The organism is Intrasporangium sp. (assembly GCF_040414665.1).
Lineage (GTDB): Bacteria > Actinomycetota > Actinomycetes > Actinomycetales > Dermatophilaceae > Intrasporangium.
Genome location: NZ_JBEDUL010000095.1, coordinates 1 through 23,454, shown reverse-complemented (window position 1 = coordinate 23,454; position 23,454 = coordinate 1). Strand labels below are relative to the sequence as shown.

28 protein-coding genes are annotated in these 23,454 nt (G+C 69.6%); 5 read left to right on the top strand and 23 right to left on the bottom strand.

Features of this window, described 5'->3' with window-relative positions; translation table 11 throughout:
* Genes ABF401_RS10645 through ABF401_RS10635 form a run of 3 tightly spaced genes read right to left on the bottom strand, consistent with a single transcriptional unit; the run spans nt 1 to nt 1,981 of the window.
* Nucleotides 1–795 (bottom strand): SDR family NAD(P)-dependent oxidoreductase, encoded by a 795-nt coding sequence (locus ABF401_RS10645; protein WP_353509533.1) that lies wholly within the window; start codon nt 793–795, stop codon nt 1–3.
* Complete coding sequence (gene ispD / locus ABF401_RS10640) at nt 792–1,499, bottom strand: 2-C-methyl-D-erythritol 4-phosphate cytidylyltransferase (RefSeq protein ID WP_353509532.1); 708 nt, start codon at nt 1,497–1,499, stop codon at nt 792–794. Before ispD ends, ABF401_RS10645 begins: the two co-directional genes overlap by 4 nt.
* The gene (locus ABF401_RS10635; protein ID WP_076261794.1) at nt 1,499–1,981 is read right to left on the bottom strand and encodes a CarD family transcriptional regulator; all 483 of its coding nucleotides are present in this window, start codon (nt 1,979–1,981) and stop codon (nt 1,499–1,501) included. Before ABF401_RS10635 ends, ispD begins: the two co-directional genes overlap by 1 nt.
* A gap of 267 nt (nt 1,982–2,248) precedes the next feature.
* Between ABF401_RS10635 and ABF401_RS10630 the strand changes: the two genes are divergently transcribed.
* Entirely contained in the window at nt 2,249–2,890 is a 642-nt protein-coding gene (locus ABF401_RS10630; RefSeq protein WP_353509554.1) for a hypothetical protein, read from the top strand.
* 53 nt (nt 2,891–2,943) lie between these two features.
* On the opposite strand, the gene ABF401_RS10625 is transcribed toward ABF401_RS10630, so the two are convergent.
* Nucleotides 2,944–3,627 carry a winged helix-turn-helix domain-containing protein gene (locus ABF401_RS10625; protein ID WP_353509531.1) on the bottom strand — a complete coding sequence of 228 codons (684 nt, stop codon included), beginning with the start codon at nt 3,625–3,627 and terminating at the stop codon, nt 2,944–2,946.
* Complete coding sequence (locus ABF401_RS10620) at nt 3,624–4,877, bottom strand: sensor histidine kinase (protein WP_353509530.1); 1,254 nt, start codon at nt 4,875–4,877, stop codon at nt 3,624–3,626. The genes ABF401_RS10625 and ABF401_RS10620 overlap by 4 nt, the downstream gene beginning before the upstream one ends.
* A gap of 160 nt (nt 4,878–5,037) precedes the next feature.
* Here ABF401_RS10620 and phoU point away from each other — a divergent pair, with 160 nt between their 5' ends.
* On the top strand, nt 5,038–5,748 hold the full coding sequence (phoU, locus tag ABF401_RS10615; RefSeq protein ID WP_353509553.1) for a phosphate signaling complex protein PhoU: 711 nt from the start codon (nt 5,038–5,040) through the stop codon (nt 5,746–5,748).
* A gap of 429 nt (nt 5,749–6,177) precedes the next feature.
* Here phoU and ABF401_RS10610 read toward each other — a convergent pair whose 3' ends face one another.
* Genes ABF401_RS10610 through mshA form a run of 3 tightly spaced genes read right to left on the bottom strand, consistent with a single transcriptional unit; the run spans nt 6,178 to nt 8,837 of the window.
* A complete protein-coding gene (locus ABF401_RS10610; RefSeq protein WP_353509529.1) occupies nt 6,178–6,921 on the bottom strand; it encodes a phosphoglyceromutase in 744 nt (247 codons plus the stop codon).
* Between the two features lie 23 nt (nt 6,922–6,944).
* On the bottom strand, nt 6,945–7,478 hold the full coding sequence (locus ABF401_RS10605) for a YbjN domain-containing protein (RefSeq protein WP_502908221.1): 534 nt from the start codon (nt 7,476–7,478) through the stop codon (nt 6,945–6,947).
* A gap of 57 nt (nt 7,479–7,535) precedes the next feature.
* Entirely contained in the window at nt 7,536–8,837 is a 1,302-nt protein-coding gene (gene mshA / locus ABF401_RS10600) for a D-inositol-3-phosphate glycosyltransferase (RefSeq protein ID WP_353509528.1), read from the bottom strand.
* 111 nt (nt 8,838–8,948) lie between these two features.
* On the opposite strand from mshA, the gene ABF401_RS10595 reads away from it, so the two are divergent.
* Nucleotides 8,949–9,758, top strand: coding sequence for a class I SAM-dependent methyltransferase (locus tag ABF401_RS10595; protein ID WP_353509551.1), 810 nt, complete (start codon nt 8,949–8,951; stop codon nt 9,756–9,758).
* A gap of 15 nt (nt 9,759–9,773) precedes the next feature.
* Here ABF401_RS10595 and ABF401_RS10590 read toward each other — a convergent pair whose 3' ends face one another.
* The 13 genes from ABF401_RS10590 to ABF401_RS10530 form a co-directional block, all read right to left on the bottom strand.
* Complete coding sequence (locus ABF401_RS10590) at nt 9,774–10,238, bottom strand: phosphomannose isomerase type II C-terminal cupin domain (protein WP_353509527.1); 465 nt, start codon at nt 10,236–10,238, stop codon at nt 9,774–9,776.
* Nucleotides 10,239–10,310: 72 nt separating this feature from the next.
* On the bottom strand, nt 10,311–10,622 hold the full coding sequence (locus ABF401_RS10585; protein WP_353509526.1) for a DUF2516 family protein: 312 nt from the start codon (nt 10,620–10,622) through the stop codon (nt 10,311–10,313).
* Between the two features lie 58 nt (nt 10,623–10,680).
* Nucleotides 10,681–11,106: a D-aminoacyl-tRNA deacylase gene (dtd, locus tag ABF401_RS10580; protein WP_353509524.1), complete on the bottom strand. Its 426-nt coding sequence runs from the start codon at nt 11,104–11,106 to the stop codon at nt 10,681–10,683.
* A gap of 7 nt (nt 11,107–11,113) precedes the next feature.
* Nucleotides 11,114–12,118, bottom strand: a complete 1,005-nt coding sequence (locus ABF401_RS10575; RefSeq protein WP_353509523.1) for an asparaginase — start codon at nt 12,116–12,118, stop codon at nt 11,114–11,116.
* Nucleotides 12,119–12,193: 75 nt separating this feature from the next.
* Nucleotides 12,194–13,120 carry a hypothetical protein gene (locus ABF401_RS10570; protein ID WP_353509522.1) on the bottom strand — a complete coding sequence of 309 codons (927 nt, stop codon included), beginning with the start codon at nt 13,118–13,120 and terminating at the stop codon, nt 12,194–12,196.
* 1 nt (nt 13,121) lies between these two features.
* The gene (locus ABF401_RS10565; protein ID WP_353509520.1) at nt 13,122–13,538 is read right to left on the bottom strand and encodes a helix-turn-helix domain-containing protein; all 417 of its coding nucleotides are present in this window, start codon (nt 13,536–13,538) and stop codon (nt 13,122–13,124) included.
* A 232-nt stretch (nt 13,539–13,770) separates the two neighbouring features.
* The gene (locus ABF401_RS10560) at nt 13,771–14,646 is read right to left on the bottom strand and encodes an ABC transporter permease (RefSeq protein ID WP_353509519.1); all 876 of its coding nucleotides are present in this window, start codon (nt 14,644–14,646) and stop codon (nt 13,771–13,773) included.
* Nucleotides 14,646–15,692, bottom strand: coding sequence for an ABC transporter permease (locus ABF401_RS10555; protein ID WP_353509518.1), 1,047 nt, complete (start codon nt 15,690–15,692; stop codon nt 14,646–14,648). The genes ABF401_RS10560 and ABF401_RS10555 overlap by 1 nt, the downstream gene beginning before the upstream one ends.
* Complete coding sequence (locus tag ABF401_RS10550) at nt 15,689–17,260, bottom strand: ABC transporter ATP-binding protein (protein ID WP_353509517.1); 1,572 nt, start codon at nt 17,258–17,260, stop codon at nt 15,689–15,691. The genes ABF401_RS10555 and ABF401_RS10550 overlap by 4 nt, the downstream gene beginning before the upstream one ends.
* Before the next feature lie 33 nt (nt 17,261–17,293).
* Nucleotides 17,294–18,307: a BMP family protein gene (locus tag ABF401_RS10545; RefSeq protein ID WP_353509516.1), complete on the bottom strand. Its 1,014-nt coding sequence runs from the start codon at nt 18,305–18,307 to the stop codon at nt 17,294–17,296.
* Between the two features lie 193 nt (nt 18,308–18,500).
* Nucleotides 18,501–19,361, bottom strand: a complete 861-nt coding sequence (locus ABF401_RS10540; RefSeq protein WP_353509515.1) for a beta-keto acid cleavage family enzyme — start codon at nt 19,359–19,361, stop codon at nt 18,501–18,503.
* 36 nt (nt 19,362–19,397) lie between these two features.
* Nucleotides 19,398–20,429 (bottom strand): CAF17-like 4Fe-4S cluster assembly/insertion protein YgfZ, encoded by a 1,032-nt coding sequence (gene ygfZ, locus ABF401_RS10535; protein WP_353509514.1) that lies wholly within the window; start codon nt 20,427–20,429, stop codon nt 19,398–19,400.
* A 55-nt stretch (nt 20,430–20,484) separates the two neighbouring features.
* Nucleotides 20,485–20,982 carry a heme-binding beta-barrel domain-containing protein gene (locus ABF401_RS10530; RefSeq protein WP_353509513.1) on the bottom strand — a complete coding sequence of 166 codons (498 nt, stop codon included), beginning with the start codon at nt 20,980–20,982 and terminating at the stop codon, nt 20,485–20,487.
* Nucleotides 20,983–21,005: 23 nt separating this feature from the next.
* Here ABF401_RS10530 and ABF401_RS10525 point away from each other — a divergent pair, with 23 nt between their 5' ends.
* Nucleotides 21,006–21,377: a DsrE family protein gene (locus ABF401_RS10525; RefSeq protein WP_353509511.1), complete on the top strand. Its 372-nt coding sequence runs from the start codon at nt 21,006–21,008 to the stop codon at nt 21,375–21,377.
* A gap of 20 nt (nt 21,378–21,397) precedes the next feature.
* On the opposite strand, the gene ABF401_RS10520 is transcribed toward ABF401_RS10525, so the two are convergent.
* The gene (locus tag ABF401_RS10520) at nt 21,398–22,111 is read right to left on the bottom strand and encodes a hypothetical protein (RefSeq protein WP_353509510.1); all 714 of its coding nucleotides are present in this window, start codon (nt 22,109–22,111) and stop codon (nt 21,398–21,400) included.
* A 153-nt stretch (nt 22,112–22,264) separates the two neighbouring features.
* Complete coding sequence (locus ABF401_RS10515) at nt 22,265–22,567, bottom strand: MoaD/ThiS family protein (RefSeq protein ID WP_353509509.1); 303 nt, start codon at nt 22,565–22,567, stop codon at nt 22,265–22,267.
* A 44-nt stretch (nt 22,568–22,611) separates the two neighbouring features.
* Here ABF401_RS10515 and ABF401_RS10510 point away from each other — a divergent pair, with 44 nt between their 5' ends.
* Nucleotides 22,612–23,418, top strand: coding sequence for a winged helix-turn-helix transcriptional regulator (locus tag ABF401_RS10510; RefSeq protein ID WP_353509508.1), 807 nt, complete (start codon nt 22,612–22,614; stop codon nt 23,416–23,418).
* Nucleotides 23,419–23,454: the final 36 nt, after the last annotated feature.

Sequence of the window (23,454 nt, the reverse complement as noted above, 5' to 3'; positions counted from 1 at the left end):
TCAGTCGGCCGTCTTCCAGTCGATGGGCGCCCGATGGAGCTTGTGGACCGCGGCCTGGGCGACCGGCTTGACGACGAGCGTGTCGATGTTGACGTGCTGCGGCAGGCCGACGACGAAGCCGACGCACTCCGCGACGTCGGAAGCCACGAGCGGTCGGTCGACGCCCTCGTAGACCCGGTCCGCGGCCGCCTGGTCACCGTGCAGGCGGGTCAGCGAGAACTCCTCCGTGTGGACGAGTCCCGGCCGCACGTCGACGACCCGGACGTTCTCCCCGTTGAGCTCGAGGCGGAGCGTCTCCGAGATGACCGACGTGCCGTGCTTGGCGGCGGTGTAGCCACCGCCACCCTCGTAGACGCTCTCGCCGGCAACCGAGCTGATGTTGACGATCGTCGCCCTCGGCGACCGGCGGAGGAGCGGCAGGACGGCCTGGGTGACGCGAACCGTGCCGAGGACATTCGTGTCATACATGCGCTGCCACTCGACGAGGTCACCGTCCTCGACGCGGCTCACGCCGAGCGCCCCTCCGGCGTTGTTGACGAGGACGTCGCAGCGGCCGAGGCCGGCCACCGCATCACGCACCGACACGTCCGACGTCACGTCCATGACGAGGACGGACGCCGCGCCGGGCAGGTCCACGTTGATCGCCGTGGCCGTCTCGTCGAGCCGCTCGCGGCGACGGCCGGCGATGACGACGTGGAAACCGTCGGCGGCCAGGCGTCGAGCGGTCGCCGCGCCGATTCCGGTCCCACCACCGGTGATCAGGGCCGCCGGCTGGGATGACTCGTCAGCACTCACCCTGCGAGGATACGGGCCGCCGCCTCGAGGTCGGCCGGCGTGGTCACCTTGAGCGCCCGCGGGTCGCCCTCGACGACCAGCACGGACTCACCGAGACGCTCGACGAGCCCGGCGTCGTCCGTCGCCTCGCTCGACTCCGCGTGCGCACGCTCGAGCACGTCCCTCCGGAAGCCCTGAGGAGTCTGGACCGCGCGGAGCGACGACCGCTCCGGCGTGGCCACCACCCGCCCCGCCGAGTCGACCTGCTTGATGGTGTCGACGACCGGAACGCCTGGCACCACGGCCGCCGCACCACCGCGGATCGCCGCGACGACGCGGCCGAAGACGCTGGCCGGGGTGAGGCACCGCGCGGCGTCGTGGACGAGCACGACGCCGACCCGGTCGGAGAGCGCAGCCAGGCCGGCAGCGACCGAGTCACCGCGCTCCGCCCCACCGGGCACCACTCTCACTGGTGCCCCCGAAGACGGTTCGCACGATCGGGAGCGGGCCCAGCGGCATACGGCATCGGCTTCACCCAGCCACCCGGTGGGCGACACGACGACCACCTCAGCCACGTCCGGACAAGCCAGCGCCCCCCGCAGGGCATGCCCCAGAAGGGGCACGCCCGCGAGGGGCACGAAGGCCTTGGGCACGTCGGCACCCAGACGGCTACCAGAGCCGGCGGCGACGACGATGAGGCCGACCACCGCCGACGCGGGCTGCATCAGGAGGCGAGAACCTCGTCGAGGATCGACTCCGCCTTGTCCTCGTCCGTCTTCTCGGCGAGCGCGAGCTCGGACACGAGGATCTGGCGGGCCTTGGCGAGCATGCGCTTCTCACCGGCGGAGAGGCCACGGTCCTGGTCGCGACGCCACAGGTCACGGACGACCTCGGCCACCTTGATGACGTCGCCGGAGGCGAGCTTCTCGAGGTTCGCCTTGTAGCGGCGGGACCAGTTGGTCGGCTCCTCGGTGTGCGGGGTCCGCAGGACCTCGAACACCCGGTCCAGACCCTCTTGACCCACGACGTCGCGGACGCCGACGAGGTCACAGTTCTCTGCAGGAACTTCGATGGTCAGATCGCCTTGCGCGACCTTGAGCTTCAGGTAGAGCTTGTCCTCTCCCTTGATCGTGCGTGTGTTGATCTCTTCGATCAGTGCCGCCCCGTGGTGGGGGTACACGACCGTCTCGCCGACCTTGAAAACCATGTGCTGTTTTCCCCTTTCGCGACCTCCAGATTATCACGAAACAGCGGGTGCGGCGATCTGGCGCGGCCGCATCTGCGCAGGTCAGAGCCATTGTCACCCTCGCATTGCCGATCCCTCACGTCTTGACAACAGGCCGCCGCGCGTGCTTCCGCGCGCGCCCGAGGACCTTCGCCGACAGGCGATCTGAGGCGATCCGCCGACGATCCGCACGTCGCCAACCGGGTCGCCCACGAAGGGCGTGCGTTCGCCGGTAGGCTGTCGCCCGTGATGCGCCGATTCCTCGCTCAGACCGCCGCGCCCGCCTCGCGTTCCCGGCGCACCGCCGCCGTCATCGGCGGTGTCGCCGTCGCCGCCCTCGCCAGTGGCTGCATGGTCTTCAACCCGGTCCAGACGGACGTGCCCTACCAGCCGGCGGACGGCATCTCGGCCGAGGTCGGCAACCTCGCGGTCCGGGACCTGCTCCTCGTCGGTGGTGGCGGCCAGGCGGCCGTCGTCTCCGGCGGGGTGGTCAACCTCGGTGACGAGCCGATCAGGGTCCAGTTCGTGCCGCAGGAGCAGGCGGGCTCCGGCGGCGGCGGGTCGGAGGTCGAGGTGGGCCCCCGCCAGCAGGTCAACCTGGCCGACAAGGGCCTGCAGCTCGGGGGAGTCACGGCGAAGCCGGGCACGCTCGTCCCCGTCGCCGTGATGGCGCAGCCGGGTGGGACCACGATCGTCGACGTCCCCGTTCTCGCCGCTCAGGGCCCGTACGCGACGCTGACCCCGGCTCCGGCCGCAGCGACTGCGACGGCCACCTCCACAGCCACGCCCGAGCCCACTGCCACGGCGACGGCCACTGCCACGGCGACTGGCACTGCCACGCCCACGGGCACACCGACGGAGACGCCGACCTCGTCGCCCACGACGAGCTGAGCCGACCTGCCTGGCCTCGGGCGAACCCGAGCCGTCGCCCCGGCAGGGGCGGATCAGCGCGTCTCGAACTTGTAGCCGAGGCCCCGAACGGTGACGATGTGCACGGGCTGCGCCGGATCGGGCTCGATCTTCGCGCGAAGCCGCTTGATGTGGACATCAAGGGTCTTGGTGTCACCGACGTAGTCGCTGCCCCAGACCCGGTCGATCAGCTGCATGCGGGTCAGCACCCTGCCGGCGTTGCGCAGCAGCATCTCGAGCAGCTCGAACTCCTTGAGCGGCAGGGCCGTGGGCTTCCCGTTCACCGTGACCGTGTGCCGCTCGACATCCATCCGGACCGGGCCGGCCTCGATCGTCGACGGGAGGAGGTCCTCCGGCTCGGCGAGCCGGCGCAGGACGGCCTTGACCCGGGCGAGCAGCTCACGGCTCGAGTACGGCTTGGTGACGTAGTCGTCGGCACCGATCTCGAGCCCGACGACCTTGTCGATCTCGCTGTCCTTGGCGGTCAGCATGATGACGGGGACGGAGGACCGCTGGCGCAGGGTCCGGCACACGTCGATGCCAGACAGGCCGGGCAGCATGAGGTCGAGGAGGACGAGGTCGGCGCCGTTCTTGTCGAACTCCGCCAGCCCGTCCGGACCAGTCTCCGACACGGCGACGTCGTAGCCCTCCTTGCGGAGCAGGTAGGACAACGGGTCGGAGAACGACTCCTCGTCCTCGACGATCAGGATGCGACTCAAGACTGACCTCTCGTGGCTCTGGCTGCAGTAGCCGGATGTGGCTCAATTGGAGCATGGCCGACGGCCCCCTCCGGAAATGGGTCCACCTGTCCGGGCTGGGGGGCAGAGGCGGACTTCGCACGGTCGGGAGGTGCCGCCGGCAGGGAGATGGTGAAGGTGGACCCACGCCCCACTTGCGACCACACGGTGACGGCTCCCCCGTGGTTCTCGACGACGTGCTTGACGATGGCGAGTCCGAGACCCGTGCCCCCGGTCGCCCGCGACCGGGCGGCGTCCACCCGGTAGAAGCGCTCGAAGATCCGCTTCTGCTCGTCCGGCGAGATCCCGAGACCCTGGTCCGTCACCGCCACCTCGACGAGGCCTCCGTCTCGCCGACGGGTCGACACCCCCACCCGGGTGCCCGAGTCCGAGTAGGAGATGGCGTTGCCGATGAGGTTGGCGATCGCGGTCGTGACGAGCTCGCCGTCACCCCACACCTGGCAGTCGGGCTCCGTGTGGATGGCCACGTCGATACCGCTCTCCTCGGCGACGAGGTGGTTTCGCTCCACCGCGTCCTCGGCACACTTGCCGACGTCGACGAGGGCCGGGTCGGTCACGACATCGGTGCCCTGCAGGCGCGACAGCTCGACGATCTCCTTGACGAGATTGGTCAGGCGCCGCGACTCGATGCCGATGCGGGTCGCGAAGCGCTGGACGGCCTCGGGGTCGTCGGCGGCGTCGAGCAGGGCCTCGGCGAGCAGGGAGATCCCGCCGACTGGAGTCTTGAGCTCGTGGCTGACGTTGGCCAGGAAGTCGCGCCGAACCTCCTCGACGAGGCGAGCCTGTGAGATGTCCTCGACGAGCAGGAGCACGTGGTCGGCGCCGAGGGGGGCGACCCGGGCCGCGACGACGACCCGCGCCTCACCGATGCCCTTGCGCAGGTCCAGCTCCACCTCGCGGATCTCCCCGTCGCGGCGGACCGCCCGGGCGAGCTGGAGCAGCTCCGGGTGGACGAGCTCCTGGCCGCGCACGAGGCCCCGCGCCACGGCAGCGGGCGAGTTGTTGACGACGCGGTCCGACGTGTCGACGACGATGCCGCTCGAGCGGAGGACCGCGAGCACCTCCGCGACACCGGGGGGCAGGGCCGGCGTCGGGGCGATGACGACCTCGTTTCGCCGGTCTCGATCCGAGAGGTGGACGGCGACCACCGCGACGCCGCCGAGGGCCAAACCGGCGATGCCGCCCAAGGTTGCCGCGGTCGTCGGATCCACAACCTCAGGTTACGCACCCTGTGGCAGGCTCTTGACCAGGCGCCGCCCTGCCACGCATGGCCAGAACCGAGAGTTCACCTGCCGGCCGCGTTCCATTTACGCGCGACTGGCACCCTCGGCCCCTGAACCTCCGCACGCCCGCACGAGACGAGGAATGACATTGCGCGACCAGTTCCACGAAGACCTCGACCGGATCACTGACCAGCTCGTCGAGCTGACCCGGCTCGCACGATCCGCCATTTCTCGTGCCACGACTGCCCTGCTCGACGCCGATGTGCACCTCGCCGAGTCGGTGATCGAGGCCGACAAGAAGCTCGACGAGATCCGGATCGACCTCGACAACCTGTCGGTCAACCTGCTCGCCCAGCAGCAGCCCGTCGCGACCGACCTGCGGATCGTCGTCACGTCGATGCACATGAGCTCGGACCTCGAGCGGATGGGCGACCTGGCTCGCCACGTGGCCAAGGTGGCCCGGCTGCGTCACCCCGACTCGGCCGTGCCCGCGGCGCTGCGGTCGCACGTCCTCGAGATGGGGCAGGTCGCCGAGGCCATCGTGGCGAAGTGCGGGTCGATCATCGCGAGCAAGGACATCGAGGCGGCGGCGGCGCTGGACAAGGACGACGACGCGATGGACGACCTGCACCGCGATCTCTTCGCGGTGCTCCTCGACGAGGACAGCGCCCTGCCGCGAGCGACCGTGCTCGATCTGGCCCTCATCGGTCGCTACTACGAGCGGTTCGCGGACCATGCCGTGTCGGTGGCCCGGCGCGTCATCTACCTGGTCACCGGCGAGTACGACTCCGAGGTCAGCTACGACCACGAGGAGGCCGAGGACGCCGACGTCATCGCGGAGATCGAGCGCAACGGCTGATTCCCGGATCGAAAGAACGACTTCGGGCCGGGGAGGGTCCCCAGGGCTGTTCTTTCGGTTGGGCTGGGGAACGACGCGCACGTATGCCGCCGGGGCTCGCATCTCGTCGAATGTGCAGTTCGCGCCCGGCTGAGCCTCGGTCGAGTGTGCACTTCGCGCCCGGCTGAGCCTCGGTCGAGTGTGCGGTTCGCGGCCCCGCTGAGCCTTGGTCGACCCCGCGGCGCGAACTGCACACTCGACCAAGAGGGTGTGGCGCGAACTGCACACTCGAGCAAGAGGTCTGGCGCACGGACCCTGGCCGCTCAGGGAGCCCGGGTTCCCCGGGAAGCCGGCTCAGCGGCATACGACACCGGCGTAGACGATCGAAAGAACACCTTGCGGGGTCTGGACCCCCCTAAAAGTGTTCTTTCGATCATGCGGACGAGCGGATCAGCGTCCCTGCTTGGCCACGGCGTCCGCGGCAGCCCGGGCGGCCTCGGGGTCGAGGTAGCGACCCCCGCGGGAGAGCGGCGCGAAGGAGTCGTCGAGCTCGTAGATGAGCGGCATGCCCGTCGGGATGTTCAGACCCGAGATGTCCTCATCACTGATCTCGTCGAGCGTCTTGACCAGCGCCCGGAGGGAGTTGCCGTGCGCGGCGAGCATGACGGTCAGGCCGTCGGCAAGGTCCTGCTTGATCTCCTGCTCCCAGTACGGCAGCATCCGCGCCACGACGTCCTTGAGGCACTCCGTGCGGGGCATGGCGGCGCCGAGGCCGGCATACCGCGGGTCCCCCGTCTGGGCGAACTCGTCGTCGGGGTCGATGGGCGGGGGCGGCACGTCGTAGGAGCGCCGCCACTGCATGAACTGCTCTTCGCCGAACTGCTCGAGGATCTCCTTCTTATTCTTGCCCTGGAGTGCGCCGTAGTGACGCTCGTTGAGCCGCCAGCTTCGCTTCACCGGGATCCAGTGGCGGTCGGCCTCGTCGAGCGCGAGGTTCGCCGTCGTGATGGCGCGCCGCTGCACGGAGGTGTGGACGATGTCCGGCAGGATGCCCGCCTCCTTGAGCTGCTGACCGGAGCGGATGGCCTCGGCCCGCCCCTTCTCCGTCAGGTCGACGTCGACCCAGCCGGTGAACAGGTTCTTGGCGTTCCAGTCGCTCTCCCCGTGGCGGACGAGGACAAGGGTGTAGGTCATGGCGCCAGCCTAGCGACGCCCGCTCAGCCGTCGGCCCGCTCCTCCAACAGGTGACGGAACGCTTCCAGGTTGCGGGTCGACTCTCCTCGAGAGATGCGCCAGGCCCACTCCTTCTTCATCGAGCCGAGGAAGCCGAGTGCGAGCAGCTCGTTGAAGGCCTCGTCGCTCGCGGCGAGGACGACACCGAAGAGCTGGTCGAGGTACTCGGCCCCTAGGGCACTGGTCGGAACCTCCCCGCGGACGTAGACGTCGCCGTCCGCGTCGATGGCATAGGCGATGCCGGTGAGGCGAAGGTTCCTGCGCAGCAGCGTCCGGTAGAACTCCTCGTGATTCTCGTCGGGGTTGCGGACGACGAAGGCCGACACACTCGTGGTCCGGGGCCGGAGGAGGAGCGACACGACCGTCCGGAGCTTCTTCTCCCCAGGGAGGGTCACGACGTACTCCCCCTCCCGCCCACCGAGCTCCCATTCGAGGTCGACCGATCGGAGGTAGGCCGCGAGCCGCTCCCCCGCCGCCGTCACCGGGTCCGTCGCTGGCTGGGTCTCAGGCTCGCTCACGCCGCCATTGTGCCAACCCTCGGTGGGGCCTGACCTCCGGTGCCGAGCCGTGCGGGCTCAGGGGATGACCGCGCGCGGGACTCCTGCCAGCCCCTGACCCTCTTCGATCGGAGAGTGGGTCCGGTCGTGGATTGCCTGCCGGTAGACGGCCAACAGGCGATCGGTCGTCTCCTCCCACCCGAAGGCCGACGCGTGCTCGATGGCCCGTCGCCCAAGCTCGGCGCGGCGCTCAGCGTCGTCGAGCAGCCCGTGGACGGCGTCGGTCCAGACGCCGACGTCATGGCCCCCCACCAGCACGCCCGCGTCCCCGACGGCGGTGGGCAGGCCGCCGACGTCAGCTGCGACGACCGGCGTGCCGCAGGCCTGTGCCTCGATGGCGACGAGGCCGAAGGACTCGCTGTGGCTCGGGACGAGCACGAGGTCCGCTGCCCGGTACCACTGGGCGAGGACCGGACGCTCGACCGGCTGCACGAAACGGACGACGTCCGCGATGCCGAGCTGCTCGGCGAGGTCCTCGAGCTCGTGGGGCCTGGCGAGGCCGGTCCCGCTCGGGCCCCCGAGGACCGCAACAGTGAGCGTCGACCGCCGACCCGGGTCACGCCGCAGCAGCTCCGCGGCCACGCGCAGGAGCAGGTCGGGCGCCTTGAGGGGCTGGATGCGCCCGACGAAGAGGAGCAGGTCGACATCCGCGGGCAGCCCCAGCTCAGCCCGCGCCCCGTGCTTGTCGCCCGGGGTGAAGGTCGTCAGGTCCACCCCCGGAGGCACGACGGACACCTTGGCGCCGGGCGCGTCATAGAGATCGATGAGGTCGCGTGCCTCACCGTCGGTGTTCGCGATGAGCCGATCGGCGGCGTCGACGACCTGTGCTTCGCCGATCTCCCGCCCCCGTGGCTCGGGCCGATCGCCGTCGGCGAGGTGCAGGTTCTTGACGCGAGCCATGGTGTGCATGGTGTGGACGAGGGCGACACCCCACCGGTCGGCGGCCAGCCAGCCCACCTGGCCCGAGAGCCAGTAATGCGAGTGGACGAGGTCGTAGTGGTCCTCGGGCACGGACAGGCCGGCCTGCATGATCCCGGCGGAGAACGCGCACAGCTGCCCCGGCAGCTCCTCCTTGGGCAGGCCCTCGTAGGGACCGGCGGTCACGTGCAGCACCCGGACGCCGGGCACGAGTCCGCCGATGATCGGCGTCTCCCCCGTCGTGCGCCGCGTGAAGATGTCGACCTCGATCCCGCGACGGGCCAGCTCCTTCGCCGTCTCGGCCACGTAGACATTGAGGCCGCCCGCATCGCCGGTGCCCGGCTGCTCCAGCGGGGACGTGTGGACGCTGATCATCGCCACGCGCTTGGGGTCGTCCGACATCTGCGTCCTTCTCCTCGCCCCTGTCTCTCCTGACACAACCACACCGTCGAATTGATGTATTCCGCCGTTCGTGCCGTGGTCACCGGCGACGACTCGTCGCCCCCGGAGGTTATGCTGCGCGCCGTGTCCGGCCGAGCTCGCCCCGTCGGGACGATTACCCGGGGCACGACGAACCCGAACCGGCTCCGTCGATGTGACCGCTGGCTTGCCGGACCGCAGGCCTGGCGGCTGCGGCGCAGTCCGACCCGACCCATCGTCGTCGACCTCGGCTACGGATCATCACCGGTCACCGCCGTCGAGCTGCACGGCCGGATGCGCCGCGTGCGGCACGACGTCCACGTGGTCGGCCTCGAGATCGATCCCGATCGCGTCGCGGTGGCCAAGCCGTTGGAGCGCGACGGTCTGGCCTTCCGACGCGGTGGCTTCGAGATACCGCTCCGCGACGGGGCTCGTCCCACTGTCGTCCGCGCCTTCAACGTGCTGAGACAGTACGGAGAGGCCGAGGTGCCGGCTGCCTGGGCGCGGGTCCAGGAGCGGCTCGCACCGGGTGGACTCCTCGTCGATGGCACGTGCGACGAGATCGGCAGGCGGGCAACGTGGGTCGCCGTGGACGCGACCGGGCCGGTGTCCCTCACCCTCTCGCTACGACTCGGAGGACTGGCGCGGCCCTCAGACGTCGCCGAGCGACTGCCCAAGGCACTGATCCACCGCAACGTCGCCGGTGAGCGGATCCATGCCTTCTTGGCCGAGCTGGACGAGGCGTGGGCACGGAGCGCGCCGCACTCGTCGTGGGGTGCGCGCCAGCGGTTCCTCGCCTCGGCAGCCGACGTCGGTGAGCGCTGGCCCCTGCTCGACGGCCCGGCGCGGTGGCGTCTGGGGGAGATCACGGTCGCGTGGGAGGCCGTGGCGCCGCGTCACTGACGCGGCGGAGCGCCCTCAGCGGGCGTAGTCGTCCTGAAGTCGCTCGATGTCACCCTCGTCGAAGTGGCCGAACGCCACCTCGAGCAGGCGTCCGGGCCGCGACCCCGAGTTGCCCATGCGATGTGTCGAGCCGCGCGGCACCCAGACGGTCTCGCCGGCCTCGGCCGTCCACGCCCGGTCGTCGACGCTGATGTCGATGGGCACGTCGAGCACCTGCCACATCTCTCCCCGGTGGTTGTGCCGCTGGAGCGAGAGCCGATGGCCGGGCTCGACCGTGATGATCTTGACGGTCACCTGCTCGTTCGACACGAACTGCTGGAACGCGCCCCATGGACGCTCGGCGACGAAGATGTCGTCGGTCGGATCACGGTCGCCCAGCACGTAGTCGTCGGGGGTGTAGGACGACAGCGGCTGGCCAGCACCGTCATCCACGTCCGGCAGCTCCGTCGCGGTCGACCCGGCGGCCTCGTTGTTGCTCATGCCCTCCCCTTTGGCTCGTGACTGCCCAGTGTGCCGCATCCCAGCCGTGCTCGGGCGCACTTCTCGCGACGGTCACCACTGGCCGCGCGACCCGCCGATCCCGCGCACCTGGCGCAGGGCGGGACGCACGTCGGCGAGATAGACGGCCGCACCAACGATCGCGAGCAGTCCGAAGATGGAGAGCGGGTTGAACATGGTCACGAAGCCGATCGCAACCGCCACTCCGAGGAGCACGAGCCAGAAGGTGCGCGTGCGCTTCCCGGCCGCGAGGTAGGCCCGCTCGGGGTGGCGCAGGGCATCCACGAACGCAAAGACCTCCGCCACGAAGGCGACGATCCCGATGATGAGTTGGACGGCGCTCTGGAAGCCGTAGAACAGCTGCATGCGCAAAGCGTAACCGCCTGCGCGGCCGGAACCACCACGCCGCCGTGACGATCGGGTGTCACGCGTCCACGACGAGGGTGACCGGTCCGTCATTCGTCAGCGACACGGCCATCATCGCGCCGAAGCGGCCGGTGGCCACCTCGAGCCCTCGACCGCGAAGGGCAGCCACCACGGCGTCGACGAGTGGCTCCGCCACCGGCCCGGGCGCCGCCGCCGACCAGGAGGGCCGCCGACCCTTGCGCGTGTCGGCGTAGAGAGTGAACTGGCTCACGACGAGGACAGGTGCGGCAGCGTCCACGAGGCTCTGCTCGTCTCGGAGGATGCGCAGCTCGGCGATCTTGCGCGCCAGCCGCTCGACCTGCTCCGGCCCGTCGTCGTGCGTGATGCCGACGAAGGCGACGAGTCCCGGCCGGGAGACCTCTCCGACGACCTCGCCGTCGACCTCGACCCTCGCCGAGGTGACCCGCTGGAGCACCGCGCGCATGGCGGTCTCAGATCTCGACTGCGACGACCGCGCCGACCGGCTGGCCGTGGCCCAGCACGGGCTGATGCTCGAGGGCGGTGAGTGCCTCGGCGTCGTCGACACCCAGCCTGCGGAGGACGGCCCCGACGACGACCCCGCGCGCCCGCGACCCGCCATCGGTGATCTTGACGGCGATGCCGCGGCCGTCGGCCAGCCCGACGGCATATACGGCCTCCGCGCCGTCCTTGGCGACGAGACCCGGGATGCGCTGCATCAGGGTGGTCACGTCACGTCGCGTGCCGCCGACGTACTCGGGGAAGTCCCGCATCGCCTGCGCCACCCGCGCCTCCGGACCCGCCTGCGCCGCGGCCAGCCGGCCGAACGATCGCGCGAGCCCGGCGAGGGGGATGGCATGGATCGGTGCCCCGCACCCGTCGACGGCGACTGCCGACGGCACCGCCCCGGCCAGCTCGGCGACCGTCTCGGAGACGGCCACCTGGAGCGGGTGGCCGGGTTCGCGGTACGTCGCGGTGTCCCAGCCGTTGGCGACGCAGGTGGCCAGCATCGACGCGTGCTTGCCGGAGCAGTTCTGCACGATGGACTGCTTGGGCAGCCCGGCGGCGATCCACGCGGTCCGAGCGCCGTCGTCCAGGGGATAGTCGGGAGTGTTCTGCAGGTCCGCCTCGGAGAGGCCCGCCCGCGCGAGGATCTCCCGAGCAGCGTCGACGTGGAACTGCTCGCCCGAGTGGCTCGAGCAGGCCAGTGCGAGAAGCGCACCCTCCGAGTCGAGTCCGTGGCGCACCATGGCCAAGGCCTGGATGGGCTTGCTCGACGAGCGAGGGAACACCGGGCCTGCCGACTCACCCACCTCGAGCTCGATACTTCCGTCCGGCGCCGTGACCACGGCCAAGCCGTGATGCACCGACTCGACGAAGCCAGCCCTGACCACGTGCGCCACGACGGGCGCGTTGGTCAGGGCCGACGAGGCAAACCTCGCGTCAACGGGCAGGGACGAGTGGGCGTCGGCGGGCACGCCCCGAAGTATGCCGCAGGACGGCAGTCGGGCCGCCACCCCGTGGGGTGACGGCCCGATCGTGTGCCCTGAAGGTCACTCCGCGGACTTCTTGGCCGCGGTCTGCTTGGCAGTGGACTTCTTCGCGGGGGTCTTCCTGGCCGGAGCCTTCTTGGCCGTGGTCGTCCCCGTGGTCGTCCCCGTGGACTTCTTGGCGGCGGCGCTGCGCGCGGCGACCTTGCGGGTCGTCGTGCCCTCCACGTGGGCGGCCTTGCGGGTCGCCGCACCCTGTCGAGCCGCTGCCGAGCGAACGGCGGAGCTGCGAGCCGGCGTGCGCTTCACCGGGACCGGCTCTGCGGCCTCCTCGACGGCCTGGACCGAGGACTCGACCTGGGCCGCGACCTTCCCGGCGTCGTGGGACACCGTGTCGGCGATCGTCCTGGCGACCTTCTCGCTCTCGGTCCGCGCCGTCTTGGCGACCTTGCGCCCACGAGCCATGACGGACTCGGACCGCTCGGCCAGCCCGACGGCTGCCTTGGTGCCCTCGGTGCGCAGGTCGGCGACGACCCGCTCACCGCGCGCTGCCGCGGCGTCGTACTGGTCCTTGGCGTTGCTCGCGAGGACGAGACCCTGGTTGAGCACCTGGGCGGGGAGCTCCTGCGCCTCCTTGATGAAGCGGTCGGCGTACTCCGTCGCCATCTTCTGGAGCTCCGCGGTGCGTGCCTGGAGCTCGTCGAGCCGCTTCTGGAGGTCCTTCTGCAGCTGCTTCGCCTCCTTCTTGGCACCCTTGCGAACGTCCGCCGTCCGGGCCTCCCGGGCAGCGACCTGGAGCTCGTCACGGGCGTGCCGGACCGTGTCGACCGCGATGGTCGCGGCACCGACGACCGCGAAGAACGGTGTCGGGTCGACGGTCAGGTCGGGGAGGCGGTCGTCGATCTGGCTGCGCATGTCCTTGACTGCCGCCTCCGCCTGCTTCTGGGCATCCTTGACGGCCTTGCTGATCTTCTTCTGGTTGAGAGCCATCTCAGTTCTCCTTCTGGGTTGCCTTGCGCTTCCCATGGGTCTTGGGTGCCGTCCCGCTCCGGCGCGACTTCGGGCCGACGAACGACTCGTAGATCTCGACAAGCACCGCGCGCTGCCGATCGGTGAGGACCGAGTCGGCCGCGATGGCTTCGAGAACGCCCGGGACGGTGGCCGGGTTCCCGTTGGTGAGGACCCGCTCGTCGAGAATTCCCGCCCGGACGTAGAGCGACTCCGCGGACACCTCGAGCCCCTTTGCGATCTGCTGCAGGATCTCGGCGCTGGGCTTCTTCAGGCCCCGCTCGATCTGCGACAGGTAGGGATTCGAGATTCCGGCCATCTCGGCGAGCTGCCGCAGGGACAGCTGGGCACTCTCGCGCTGCTCACGCAAGTAGGCGCCGAGATCGGGAAGCTTGCTCACAACTCCATTATGCTAACTAGAGCAAGCAGAATGCAAACTCCAGACAGCGTGAGCCCGACCACATTCGCAACACGCCCGGTATCTCCCAATTCACCAGCGCTGCAACAGGGTGCGTTCAACGGTGTCGGGCGTGTTGCCGTATGCCGCTGGGCTGCGTCCCAGCCCAACGCTCCGGCCGCGTGAGTGCAGAGCGAGCCCAGCGGCATACGGCATCGAAGGACGATCAGACCCGTCAACCGACGATTCGGGACTCCCGGTCATAGTTCTTGCCGAGAAACATGGGCGCCTGCGCCCACCGGAAGGCGAAGACCATGACGAGCAACGTCGCGACGTACGGCAACATCGACACGAACTGGTGCGGGATCCCGATGCCGACGACCTGGGCGCGCTGTGCGAGAACGTCCATGGCGGCGAAGAAGGCCGAGCCGGCAAGGATGAACTGCGGCCGCCAGCCGCCGAAGAAGGCGAGAGCGATCGCGAGCCAGCCGCGGCCTGCCACGATCCCATCGGCGTAGACGCCCGAGAAGGCCATGGGCAGGTACGCGCCACCGATGGCCATGAGGGCCGCACCGATTGTCCCGGCGAGCATACGAGTGCGCGTGACGTCGATGCCCAACGAATCGGCCGCCTTGGGATTCTCACCGACCGATCGCAGCCGGGTTCCCGAGTCCGTCCGATACAGCCACCACCAGAGTGCGATGGACAGGGCGATCGCGATGATCACCAGGACGTCCTGGCCGAAGATGACATCCGGGAGCGGCTTGATTCGCGGTGGTTGATTCTGGCCGATGACCACTCGGTACAGCAGCGAGGCCAGGCCCCCCGACAAGAAGAACAGCGCCAAGCCGACGACGAACTGGTCCATCCGCAGATAGGTGGTCGCCCAGGCGAGCAGGGCACCGAACAGGGCGCCGGCGAGCGCTGCGACGACCAGGCCCAATGCGTTGGAGCCGAACTCGAGCGAGACCAGGTAGCCCACGGCTGCTCCCAGCAGCATGAGGCCCTCCTGTGACACGTTGAAGATGCCGGCCCGCCCAGACAGCATCGTGCCCTGGGCCACGAATAGGAACGGGACCATCGCCGTGATCACGAGTGCAAGGAACTCCATCAGGTCACCGCCACTCTCGCGCGTCGTGCGGACACCCGCCCCACGACGACGTCCGACATGAGGATAAAGAGCAGGATCAGGCCCTCCAGGATCAGAACCAGCTCGGCCGGGGCGCCGGAGACGCGCTGCATCGAGCCGGCGCCGACCTCGAGCACGGCAATGCCGAACGCAACGAACGGAAGTGCGACGAGCGACCCACGGGCGATGAGGCCGATGATGATCCCGAGCAGGAGGTAGTTGGACTGGATGCCCTCGAGCATCCGGTGGTGGACTCCAGCGACCTCGATGCCACCAGCCAGGCCGGCGAGCGCGCCGCCGACGACCATCGACCCGACCGCGACCCCTCTCGTGCGGATGCCGTGGAGTGCGGCAGCCCGCTCGTTCAGACCAACTGCGCGCAGCTCGAAGCCGGGAACGCTGCGTCTGGCGAGGAACGCGAGGGCGACCACGAGGATCACCACCAGGACGACGCCGGCGTGCATGGGCGGTCTTCCAATGGTGGGTAGCTCACCCCCTGTACCGATCGGCAGGGTGACCGCCCCGCCTGCTCCCACGTCGGGCCAGGTGTGCGAGGCGAGGTAGTCGAGGATCTCGAACGAGACGAAGTTCAGCAGCACCGTCGACAGGATCTCGTTGACCCGAAAGCGGTCCATGAGCCATGCCGCAATCCACGCCCACACGGCTCCAGCCAGCACGGCGGACACGAGAAGCAGCGGGAGCAACACCGGAAGAGGGAGCTCGCTGAAGGTAATGCCAACGGCGACTGCGCCGACTGCGCCGAGGATCAGCTGGCCTTCGCCGCCAATGTTGAAGCGGCCGGCCGCCAGCGGGATCGCGAAGGCAAGCGCGAGGAGGGTCAGTGCCGTCCACTTGTGCAGGGTTTGCACCATGCCGAAGGTGTTCCTGAACGAGTTCGTCAGGACGGCGCGGAATGCCTCGAGTGGATCATGCCCCAGGAGCGCGATGATCACGGCAGTGACGGCAAATGCAGCGAGCACCGCGAGGACATAGGGGACCGCTCGGCGCACGACAATGGCGACACTCATGCGCCGACTCCCGTCATCAGCCGTCCGAGTTCGTACGGGTCGGTCTCGCCGCGCGGAATGTCTCCGACGAGTCGACCCGAGTAGATGACGCGGACGCGGTCCGCGAGGGCGATGACCTCGTCGAGGTCCTCCGAGATGACGATGACGGCTGCGCCGGTCGCGGCCGCCCGCCGGATCCGCTCGTAGACGAACTGCGTCGACGCGATGTCCAGGCCGCGAGTCGGGTTGTGGAGGACAAGGACCTTCGGATCGCGTGCGAAGGCCCGGGCGAGGATGACCCGCTGGATGTTGCCTCCTGACAGCTGACCGCATGGCGTCGAGGCACTGGGAGTCTTCACTCGAAACTCCCTTATGGCAGCTGTCGTCTGCTCACGGGCGTCTCCCCAAGGGATGAGACCGCGGCGGGCACGCGAGCGATGCGAACCGAGGACCAGGTTCTCGGTGATGTCCCCTCCCGGCAGGATTCCGTCTCGCTGACGGTCCTCCGGGACGTAGACGACGCCGGACTCGAGCCAGTGCGCTGTGGGACGCCCGACGAGCTCCGTGCTGTCCAGGATGAACGACCCGGTCGTGGGACGACAGCCGGTGAGCGCCTCCGCGAGCTCGACCTGGCCGTTGCCTGCCACACCGGCAATGCCCATCACCTCGCCCTGGCGCAGCTCGAAGGCGACCGCATCGACGAGTCTCGGAGCATCTCCAGGCCCAAGGACCGTGAGCTCTCGGACGCTGACTCGTACTGGCTGCTCGGTGACCTCGACATCGGGCAGCTCGATCCTCGCTTGGCCCAACTTCGTCTCGCCGAGCGCAACGGCTGCGGACTCGGACACTGCGTCAACGTCGCCGACCATGCGGGCGGCCAGCTCATCAGCGGTCGTCTCCGTCTTGGCGACCGTCCCGACAACGGCGCCGTCGCGCATGATCGTCAGCTCGTCGCAGACCGCCATGGTCTCGCGAATCTTGTGCGTGATGAGAACCACCGACATGCCTTCGTCAACGATGGCTCGCATCGAGCCGAAGAGCGCATCCACCTCCTGAGGGGTGAGGTTGGTCGTGGGTTCGTCGAGGACCAGCACCTTCGCACCGCGGTACAGGGCCTTGAGGATCTCTACGCGCTGACGAACGCCGACAGGTAGGTCCGCGACCCTGGCGGTCGGGTCGACGGCGAGACCAAACCGCTCGGACAGCTCCGCAATGCGGCCCTTGGCGTCGACACTCTTGGTATCGGTCCCGAGGACGACGTTCTCGGTCACGGTGAACACGTCGACCTGCAGGAAGGTCTGGTGAACCATCCCGATTCCGGCCGAGATCGCGTCGCGGGGAGAGGCGATGGTCACACCTCGCCCGTCGATCTCGATGGACCCACTGTCAGGTGCGTAAAGGCCGTAGAGGACGTTCATCAGGGTCGTCTTGCCGGCGCCGTTTCCGCCGAGCAGACCGTGAACCTGCCGATGTCCCACCTCGAACTCGACTCCATCGAGCGCGGTGACGGAACCGAACGTCTTGCGTATGCCGCTCATGCGCACGGATGGCGGGACGGCGCCCTCCGCCGCCGGTTGAACTGCTGTCACGTCACGCGTCTCCGAGGCTGAGCGGCACCTGGGTCAGCCGACCTTGCTGGTGTCGAGCTTGACGGTGATGGTGCCGTCCTTGACCTTGGCCATTGCCTCATCGACGGCACTCTTCACCTCTGGCGGCACGTTGTCGCTCACCTTGATCGTGACCCCGGTCTCAAAACCCAGCGGGTAGCGACCGGTAGTCGTGCCGGCCTGGATTTTGTCGAGGACCTCGCCAAGCGGCTTGGTGAAGTCGTACTCGAGCGAGCCGGCGTAGTGCTCTCCTGCGGCGGCCGACTTGTCCGTGTACTTCGCCGTGACCCAGCCGGCACCCGCGGGCTTGCCCTCGAAAGCCTGGAACGTACCTGTCGCACCTTGGTTCAGGGACCCCACGATGACGTCCGCTCCGCTGTCGAGCAGCTGTGTGGTGAACTGCTGCGCCTTAGCAGCGTCGTTGAAGTCACCCGTCCACACGGGCTTGAGAGTGACGCTGGAACCGCTTTCCTCGAACGCCTGCTCCATGGCGTGCACCTCAGCGAAGGAGAACGGGAGCGACAGGCCGCCGACGTAGCCGACGGTCCCCGTCTTCGACAGCTTCGCGGCGAAGATCCCCATGCCGTAGAAGCCGAGGTGGAACTGGCGGTCGATGGTCCAGACGTTGGCCGGCAGGTCCTTGTACTCACCGTCGTACTCGGCGATGAAGTTGACGTCGGGGTTGTCCTTGGCGACCTTGACCGTTGCGTCGGCGAACTGCGAACCGTGCGTCCAGATCACCGTGTTGCCGTCACCGACCGCCTCGTTGAGTCTCGCCTCGACGTCTGGAACGGCGACCTTCTCGCTGAAGCTGACCTCAGCACCGCCCTCCTTTGCGGCGTTCAGGGCAGCGAGGCCGATCGCGTTGTAATCCGCGTCGTTGGTCGGCCCCGAAAAGATCGCAGCAATCTTGAGGTCGCCGCCAGTTGCCTCGCCGCCGCTGGGCTCGCCCCCGCTGCCGCAGGCGGCAAGTCCCATGGAGCCCGCAATGAGAGCTGCAAGGGCAAAGGAGTGGCGGAGACGGGTCATGGCAGGTCCTCTCGGGAGCCCTCTGACGCTACGACCGGTGTGACGTACGCGACTTCGGGTCCGGTGTTTCGCACGAGTGTGACGTCCGTCCACGAACGCGCTCACTGGCATACCCTGCCCAGAAACCACGCGTCGCTTGTCACATCTTCGCCCGTGCGCAGGAACCTTGGAACGCCACGAGGACTTGTGGGTGTCAGGAAGCGCGACGGTCCTTGACCGCGAGCAGCTGACGCGCCTCCTGCGTGGACATCGGGGGGCGTTGCAGGATGGTGGCGAGCTCCGCGGCGCGAGCGACGAGCTCCTTGTTGTGCGTGACCGGCCGACCCTTGGCGAAGACGAGGTTGTCCTCCATGCCGACCCGCAGGTGGCCGCCGGCCGACAGCGCGGTTGCGGCGATCGGGAGATGGGTGCGGCCGATCCCCGTCGCCGACCACGACGTCACCTCGGCAGGCAGCAACGCCAGCCCGGCCAGCAGCGTCTGCGGTGTGCCGGGCATCGCTCCCGGCACGCCCAGGACGAAGTCGACGTGCACCCTGCCGCCATAGGGCAGCCCGCACTCGTCGATGAGGCGGCGCAACGCGTGCACGTGCCCCAGCTCGAAGAGCTCGAACTCCGGCACGACCTCGCGTTCCTGCGCCTGGCGGTAGAGGTCGACCATGAAGCCCCACGGGTTGAGGAAGACGTCGTCCCCGAAGTTCGTCGTGCCGCAGGTGAGCGAGCACGAGTCCGGATCCGCATCGAGGACGGTGAGGCGCTTCTCGAGGGGGTCGGTGACCGCCCCTCCCGTCGAGAGCTGGACGACGAGGTCGGTGGCCTCACGGACGGCGACGACCGCCTCCTTGAGCAGGACCGGGTCGAGCGTCGGACGGTGGTCGGAGTCGCGGACGTGGACGTGGATCAGGGCTGCCCCTGCCGCTTCGCAGGCGACGGCTGTCTCGACGAGCTCCTCCGGGGTCGTGGGGAGGGCCGGGACGTCGGCCTTGGCGGTCTCGGCCCCGGTCGGGGCGACGGTGATCAGGGTGCGCGCGGCACTGCGTGCGGGAGCGGTCGTCATGGCGCCATCCTGCCAGCGGCCCGTACCCGGAGGCGGTCAGGGCGAGACGATCACCGTCTGGGCTGCACTGACGCCCTCGACGTCCAGCACCAGCTCGGGATCGGTGTTGCGCTTGACGACGGCAAGCGCAATCGGACCGTCGGTGTGGTGCCGGGCAATCGAGGTGACGTGGCCGACGACACGCTCGCCCGCGCGGACCTCGGCGCCCGCTGACGGGAGGACGTGACCGGAGCCGTCGACGTGGAGGAAGACGAGACGCCGCGGTGGGCGGCCGAGGTTGTGCACTCGGGCGACGGTCTCCTGCCCGCGGTAGCAGCCCTTGTGCAGGTGCACCGCGGTGCGCAGCCAGTCGACCTCGTGCACGATCGTGCGGTGGTCGGTCTCCGCGCCGAGCCGCGGCCGCCAGGCAGCGATCCGGAGGGCCTCGGCGGCCCAGAGACCAGCCAGTGGGCGGTCACCGACGGCCACTTCAAGGGATGCCCGCGGCACGATGACCTCGCGCCAGGACCACCTCGTGCCGGGGTGGTCCTCGACCGGACCGTACGCGGTCGTGTCCCCGACCAGCTCGGGCCACGGGTCACGCCAGGCCAGCGGCTCGCCGGCGGCGGACTCGACCCCGTGGGGCTCACCGAGGACCGCCCAGTCCGCCGTCACGTCGGCGACCTCGACGCGCAGCATGAAGCGCATCCTCTCGAGCCACTCACGCAGCGCATGGCCCGCGCCCGGCTCCGTCGTGATCCACGTGGTCTCGCCGTCGTCGACGAGGTGGAGCGAGTGCTCGACGTGCCCCTTGGGGGTGAGGACCAGTGCCTCGCGCGACTTCCGCACTCCGAGGTCAACGAGGTGCTGGGTCGTCAGGGAGTGCAGCCACGACAGGCGGTCGGGACCGCTGACCGTGAGGACCGACCGGTGCGACAGGTCGACGACGGCCAGCCCCTCCTCGAGGACCCGCTGCTCCCGCATCGGGTCGCCGTAGTGGATCGCGACGCCCGCAGCATCGCCCTCGCCCGCCACCGCTCCGGGTCGGTCGAGCAGCGCGCTGCGGTGGAGGACGGGAAGCTCAGTCATGTCGGTCACCCTCGTGCAACGCCCTTCTCACCCACGGTCATCCCGGCACCTCTCGTCAGCCGACCCGCTTGAGGGTCGCCGACAGGTGGCTCTGGAGCTCCTGGCCAACCGCGGCCATGTCCATCGCCCACATCAGCTGCGACTCGACGAGGCCGTACATCCGCGTCGCCGCGTTGTACTCCTTGGCACGGGGGGATCGCATGACCCCATCGGTCTTGAGCTGGATGCGCGCCGGTTCCATCGTGCCGTAGTACAGCTCGAGGATCCCCGAAGGGTGCACGAGGAGCAGCTCAACCTCCCCATCCGGCAGAGGTCGCCAGAAGCCGGACTCCATCGCGGCGGGGCGCACCCGCGCCCCGGTCTCCGAGTCGAGGATCCAGGACCGGCTCTCCCACTTCAGGAAGGGCCGTCCGTCATGGGTCACCTCGACCTCCTGACCGAAGTGGGCCGACTCGATCGTCGGGTAGCCGAGCACGCCGGCCCCCTCCCAGCGACCGATGAGCCAGGCGAGGGGTCGCACCGGCTCGGCGAGGTCCGCATCGAGGTGGAACATGCTCGTGATCGTAACCTGAGCGCATGGACGCACCCGAACGGTCCCTCATCGTCAAGCTGACCTCGGGCGTCGAGGCGCCGGAGCGCCTGTCGCAGGCCTTCACCGTGGCGTCCACCGCCGTGGCGAGCGGGGTCAGTGTGAGCCTGTGGCTCACCGGGGAGGCGACATGGATGGCCGTTCCCGGGCGGGCCGAGGAGTTCGAGCTGCCGTATGCCGCTGACCTCGCTTCCCTGCGCGACGCCGTGATCGCGGGTGGCCGGCTCACCGTCTGCACGCAGTGCGCGGCGCGGCGGGACCTCACCGAGGACGCGCTGGTGGCGGGGGCGACGATCCGCGGGGCGGCGGCCTTCGTCGAGGAGGTCATGGCCCCGGGCGCCCAGGCCCTCGTGTACTGACGGGCGCGGCGGGTCCCTGGTCAGGAGACGATGGTGAAGACGTGCACGAGGACGCCGAGCATCAGCACGGAACCGACCCCCGCGGCGACCTGACCACGCACCCCGAGCATCGCCGGCTGGAGGGCGAAGATCCGCCGCCAGGACCATGACAACGAGCCCGCACCAGCGGCCACCCCGACCGCCGCCCAGCCGCCGACCTCGTCGAAGAACAACCCGGCGATCGCCGCGCCGACGATTGCGGCGACCAGGGCGACGAGGCCGAGGAACGGAGCGAGGCGCCGCTTCCGGACCAGCAGGTCGGCGACCACAGCGGCGATGGCAGCGGACATCGTGACGACGAGATAGGCGCGACCGCGCGCCACGTCTGCCGACCCGACGGCCAGGGTGGCCGAGGCCATCGGGACCAGGCCCCCGAAGGAGGCGAGCAGCGTGAGGACGAGCCCCTCCCGTCCCGTCCTGCGGATGAGCTGGCCCATGAAGGACAGGACGATGCCGAGTGCGACCGCGGCGGCCGTCCACCGGAGGTCATCGCTCAGCGCGGTGAACACGATCGCCGGTGCCGCGACAAGCAGGACGATCGACGTCGTCTGCGCGGTGTGTGAGCCGCCCAGGACCGGCCACGACCAGGCCAGCACGAGAGCCAGGACCAGCGCCGCAACGAGGACGAGGGAGAATCCCCCTGCCGTCGCCACCGCCAACGCCCCCGCCGAGATGACGACGGAGCCGATCGTCACCGGGCGCACGTGGTCAGCACCCGTTGGAGAGAGCGGGAGACGGAGCGAACCGCCTTGGAACGCTTCGGAATCCCTGGCGGAATCGGTGCCTCCGACGGGCGGGCCGCTCGCATCAGGGACATCGGTGGCGTCGGGCACGGTCGTCATTGTGCATTACCCACCCGCGAACGGCGGCAGGACCTCGAGCGTCGCACCGGACGCCAGCACGGCGTCCCGGCCCGCTGCCCGCCCGTCGATGAGGAACGTCGCCACGCTCGCGACGCGCGCGAGGTCTGGGTGCGCCGACACCGCTGCCGTCACCGCGTCGGACACTGTGGCGTCAGCGCCGAGGGCGAGCGGCTCGCTGTCCACGCCGGCAGCCTCACGCGCCGCGGCCCAGTAGCGCACCGTCACCGTCTGCTCGGCCGAGCCGACCTCGCCCATCTCGCTCCCGTCTCCTCGCGTCTCGTCGTGCATCCAGTCCCTCTGGCGCAGGTCCAGTGTCGCCTATCCTGCAGGGGATGGCCCGGCTGCTCCTCCTGACGAATGCACTCGCCCCGAGTGCCGAGGTGCTGCCCGCGCTCGGATTGCTCACCCATCCGGTCCGCGTCCTGCCGGCCGAGGCCACCGCTCTCGTCGACTCGCCGGACTGCGACGTCGTCATCGTCGATGCGCGGCGAGAGCTCGCGAGCGCCAAGTCCCTGTGCCGGGTGCTGCGCACCACCGGGATCGCGACTCCTCTGCTGGCCGTCCTCACCGAGGGCGGCCTTGCTGCTCTGACGGGCGAGTGGGGGCTGGACGACGTCCTGCTCGACACGGCTGGTCCGGCGGAGGTCGACGCGCGCCTTCGCCTGGCCATGACGCGAGGGCAGGGCGCGGAGGGCGACCTGGACGCACCGATCACCTCGGGTGACCTCGTCATCGACGAGGGGAGCTACTCGGCGCGGTTCCGCGGCCAGCCGCTGGACCTGACCTACAAGGAGTTCGAGCTGCTCAAGTACCTCGCCCAGCACCCCGGCCGTGTCTTCACCCGCGACCAGCTGCTCCAGGAGGTCTGGGGCTACGACTACTTCGGCGGCACGCGCACGGTCGACGTCCACGTACGCCGCCTCCGGGCCAAGCTCGGGCCCGAGCACGAGACGCTGATCGGCACCGTGCGCAACGTCGGCTACCGCTTCGTGCTGCCGGCCAAGGAGCCCACCGCGCCGACCGAAGCGCCCCCCTCTCCGTCGGCCCACCGGTCCCCGTCTCCGTCGGACGGGCGGTCCCCGTCGGTCGAGCGGTCTCCGTCGGTCGAGCCTGTCGAGACCACGGAGCGTCGGCGCTGAACGTCGTACTGCTCCAGGACGCCGATCTCGCCCGCG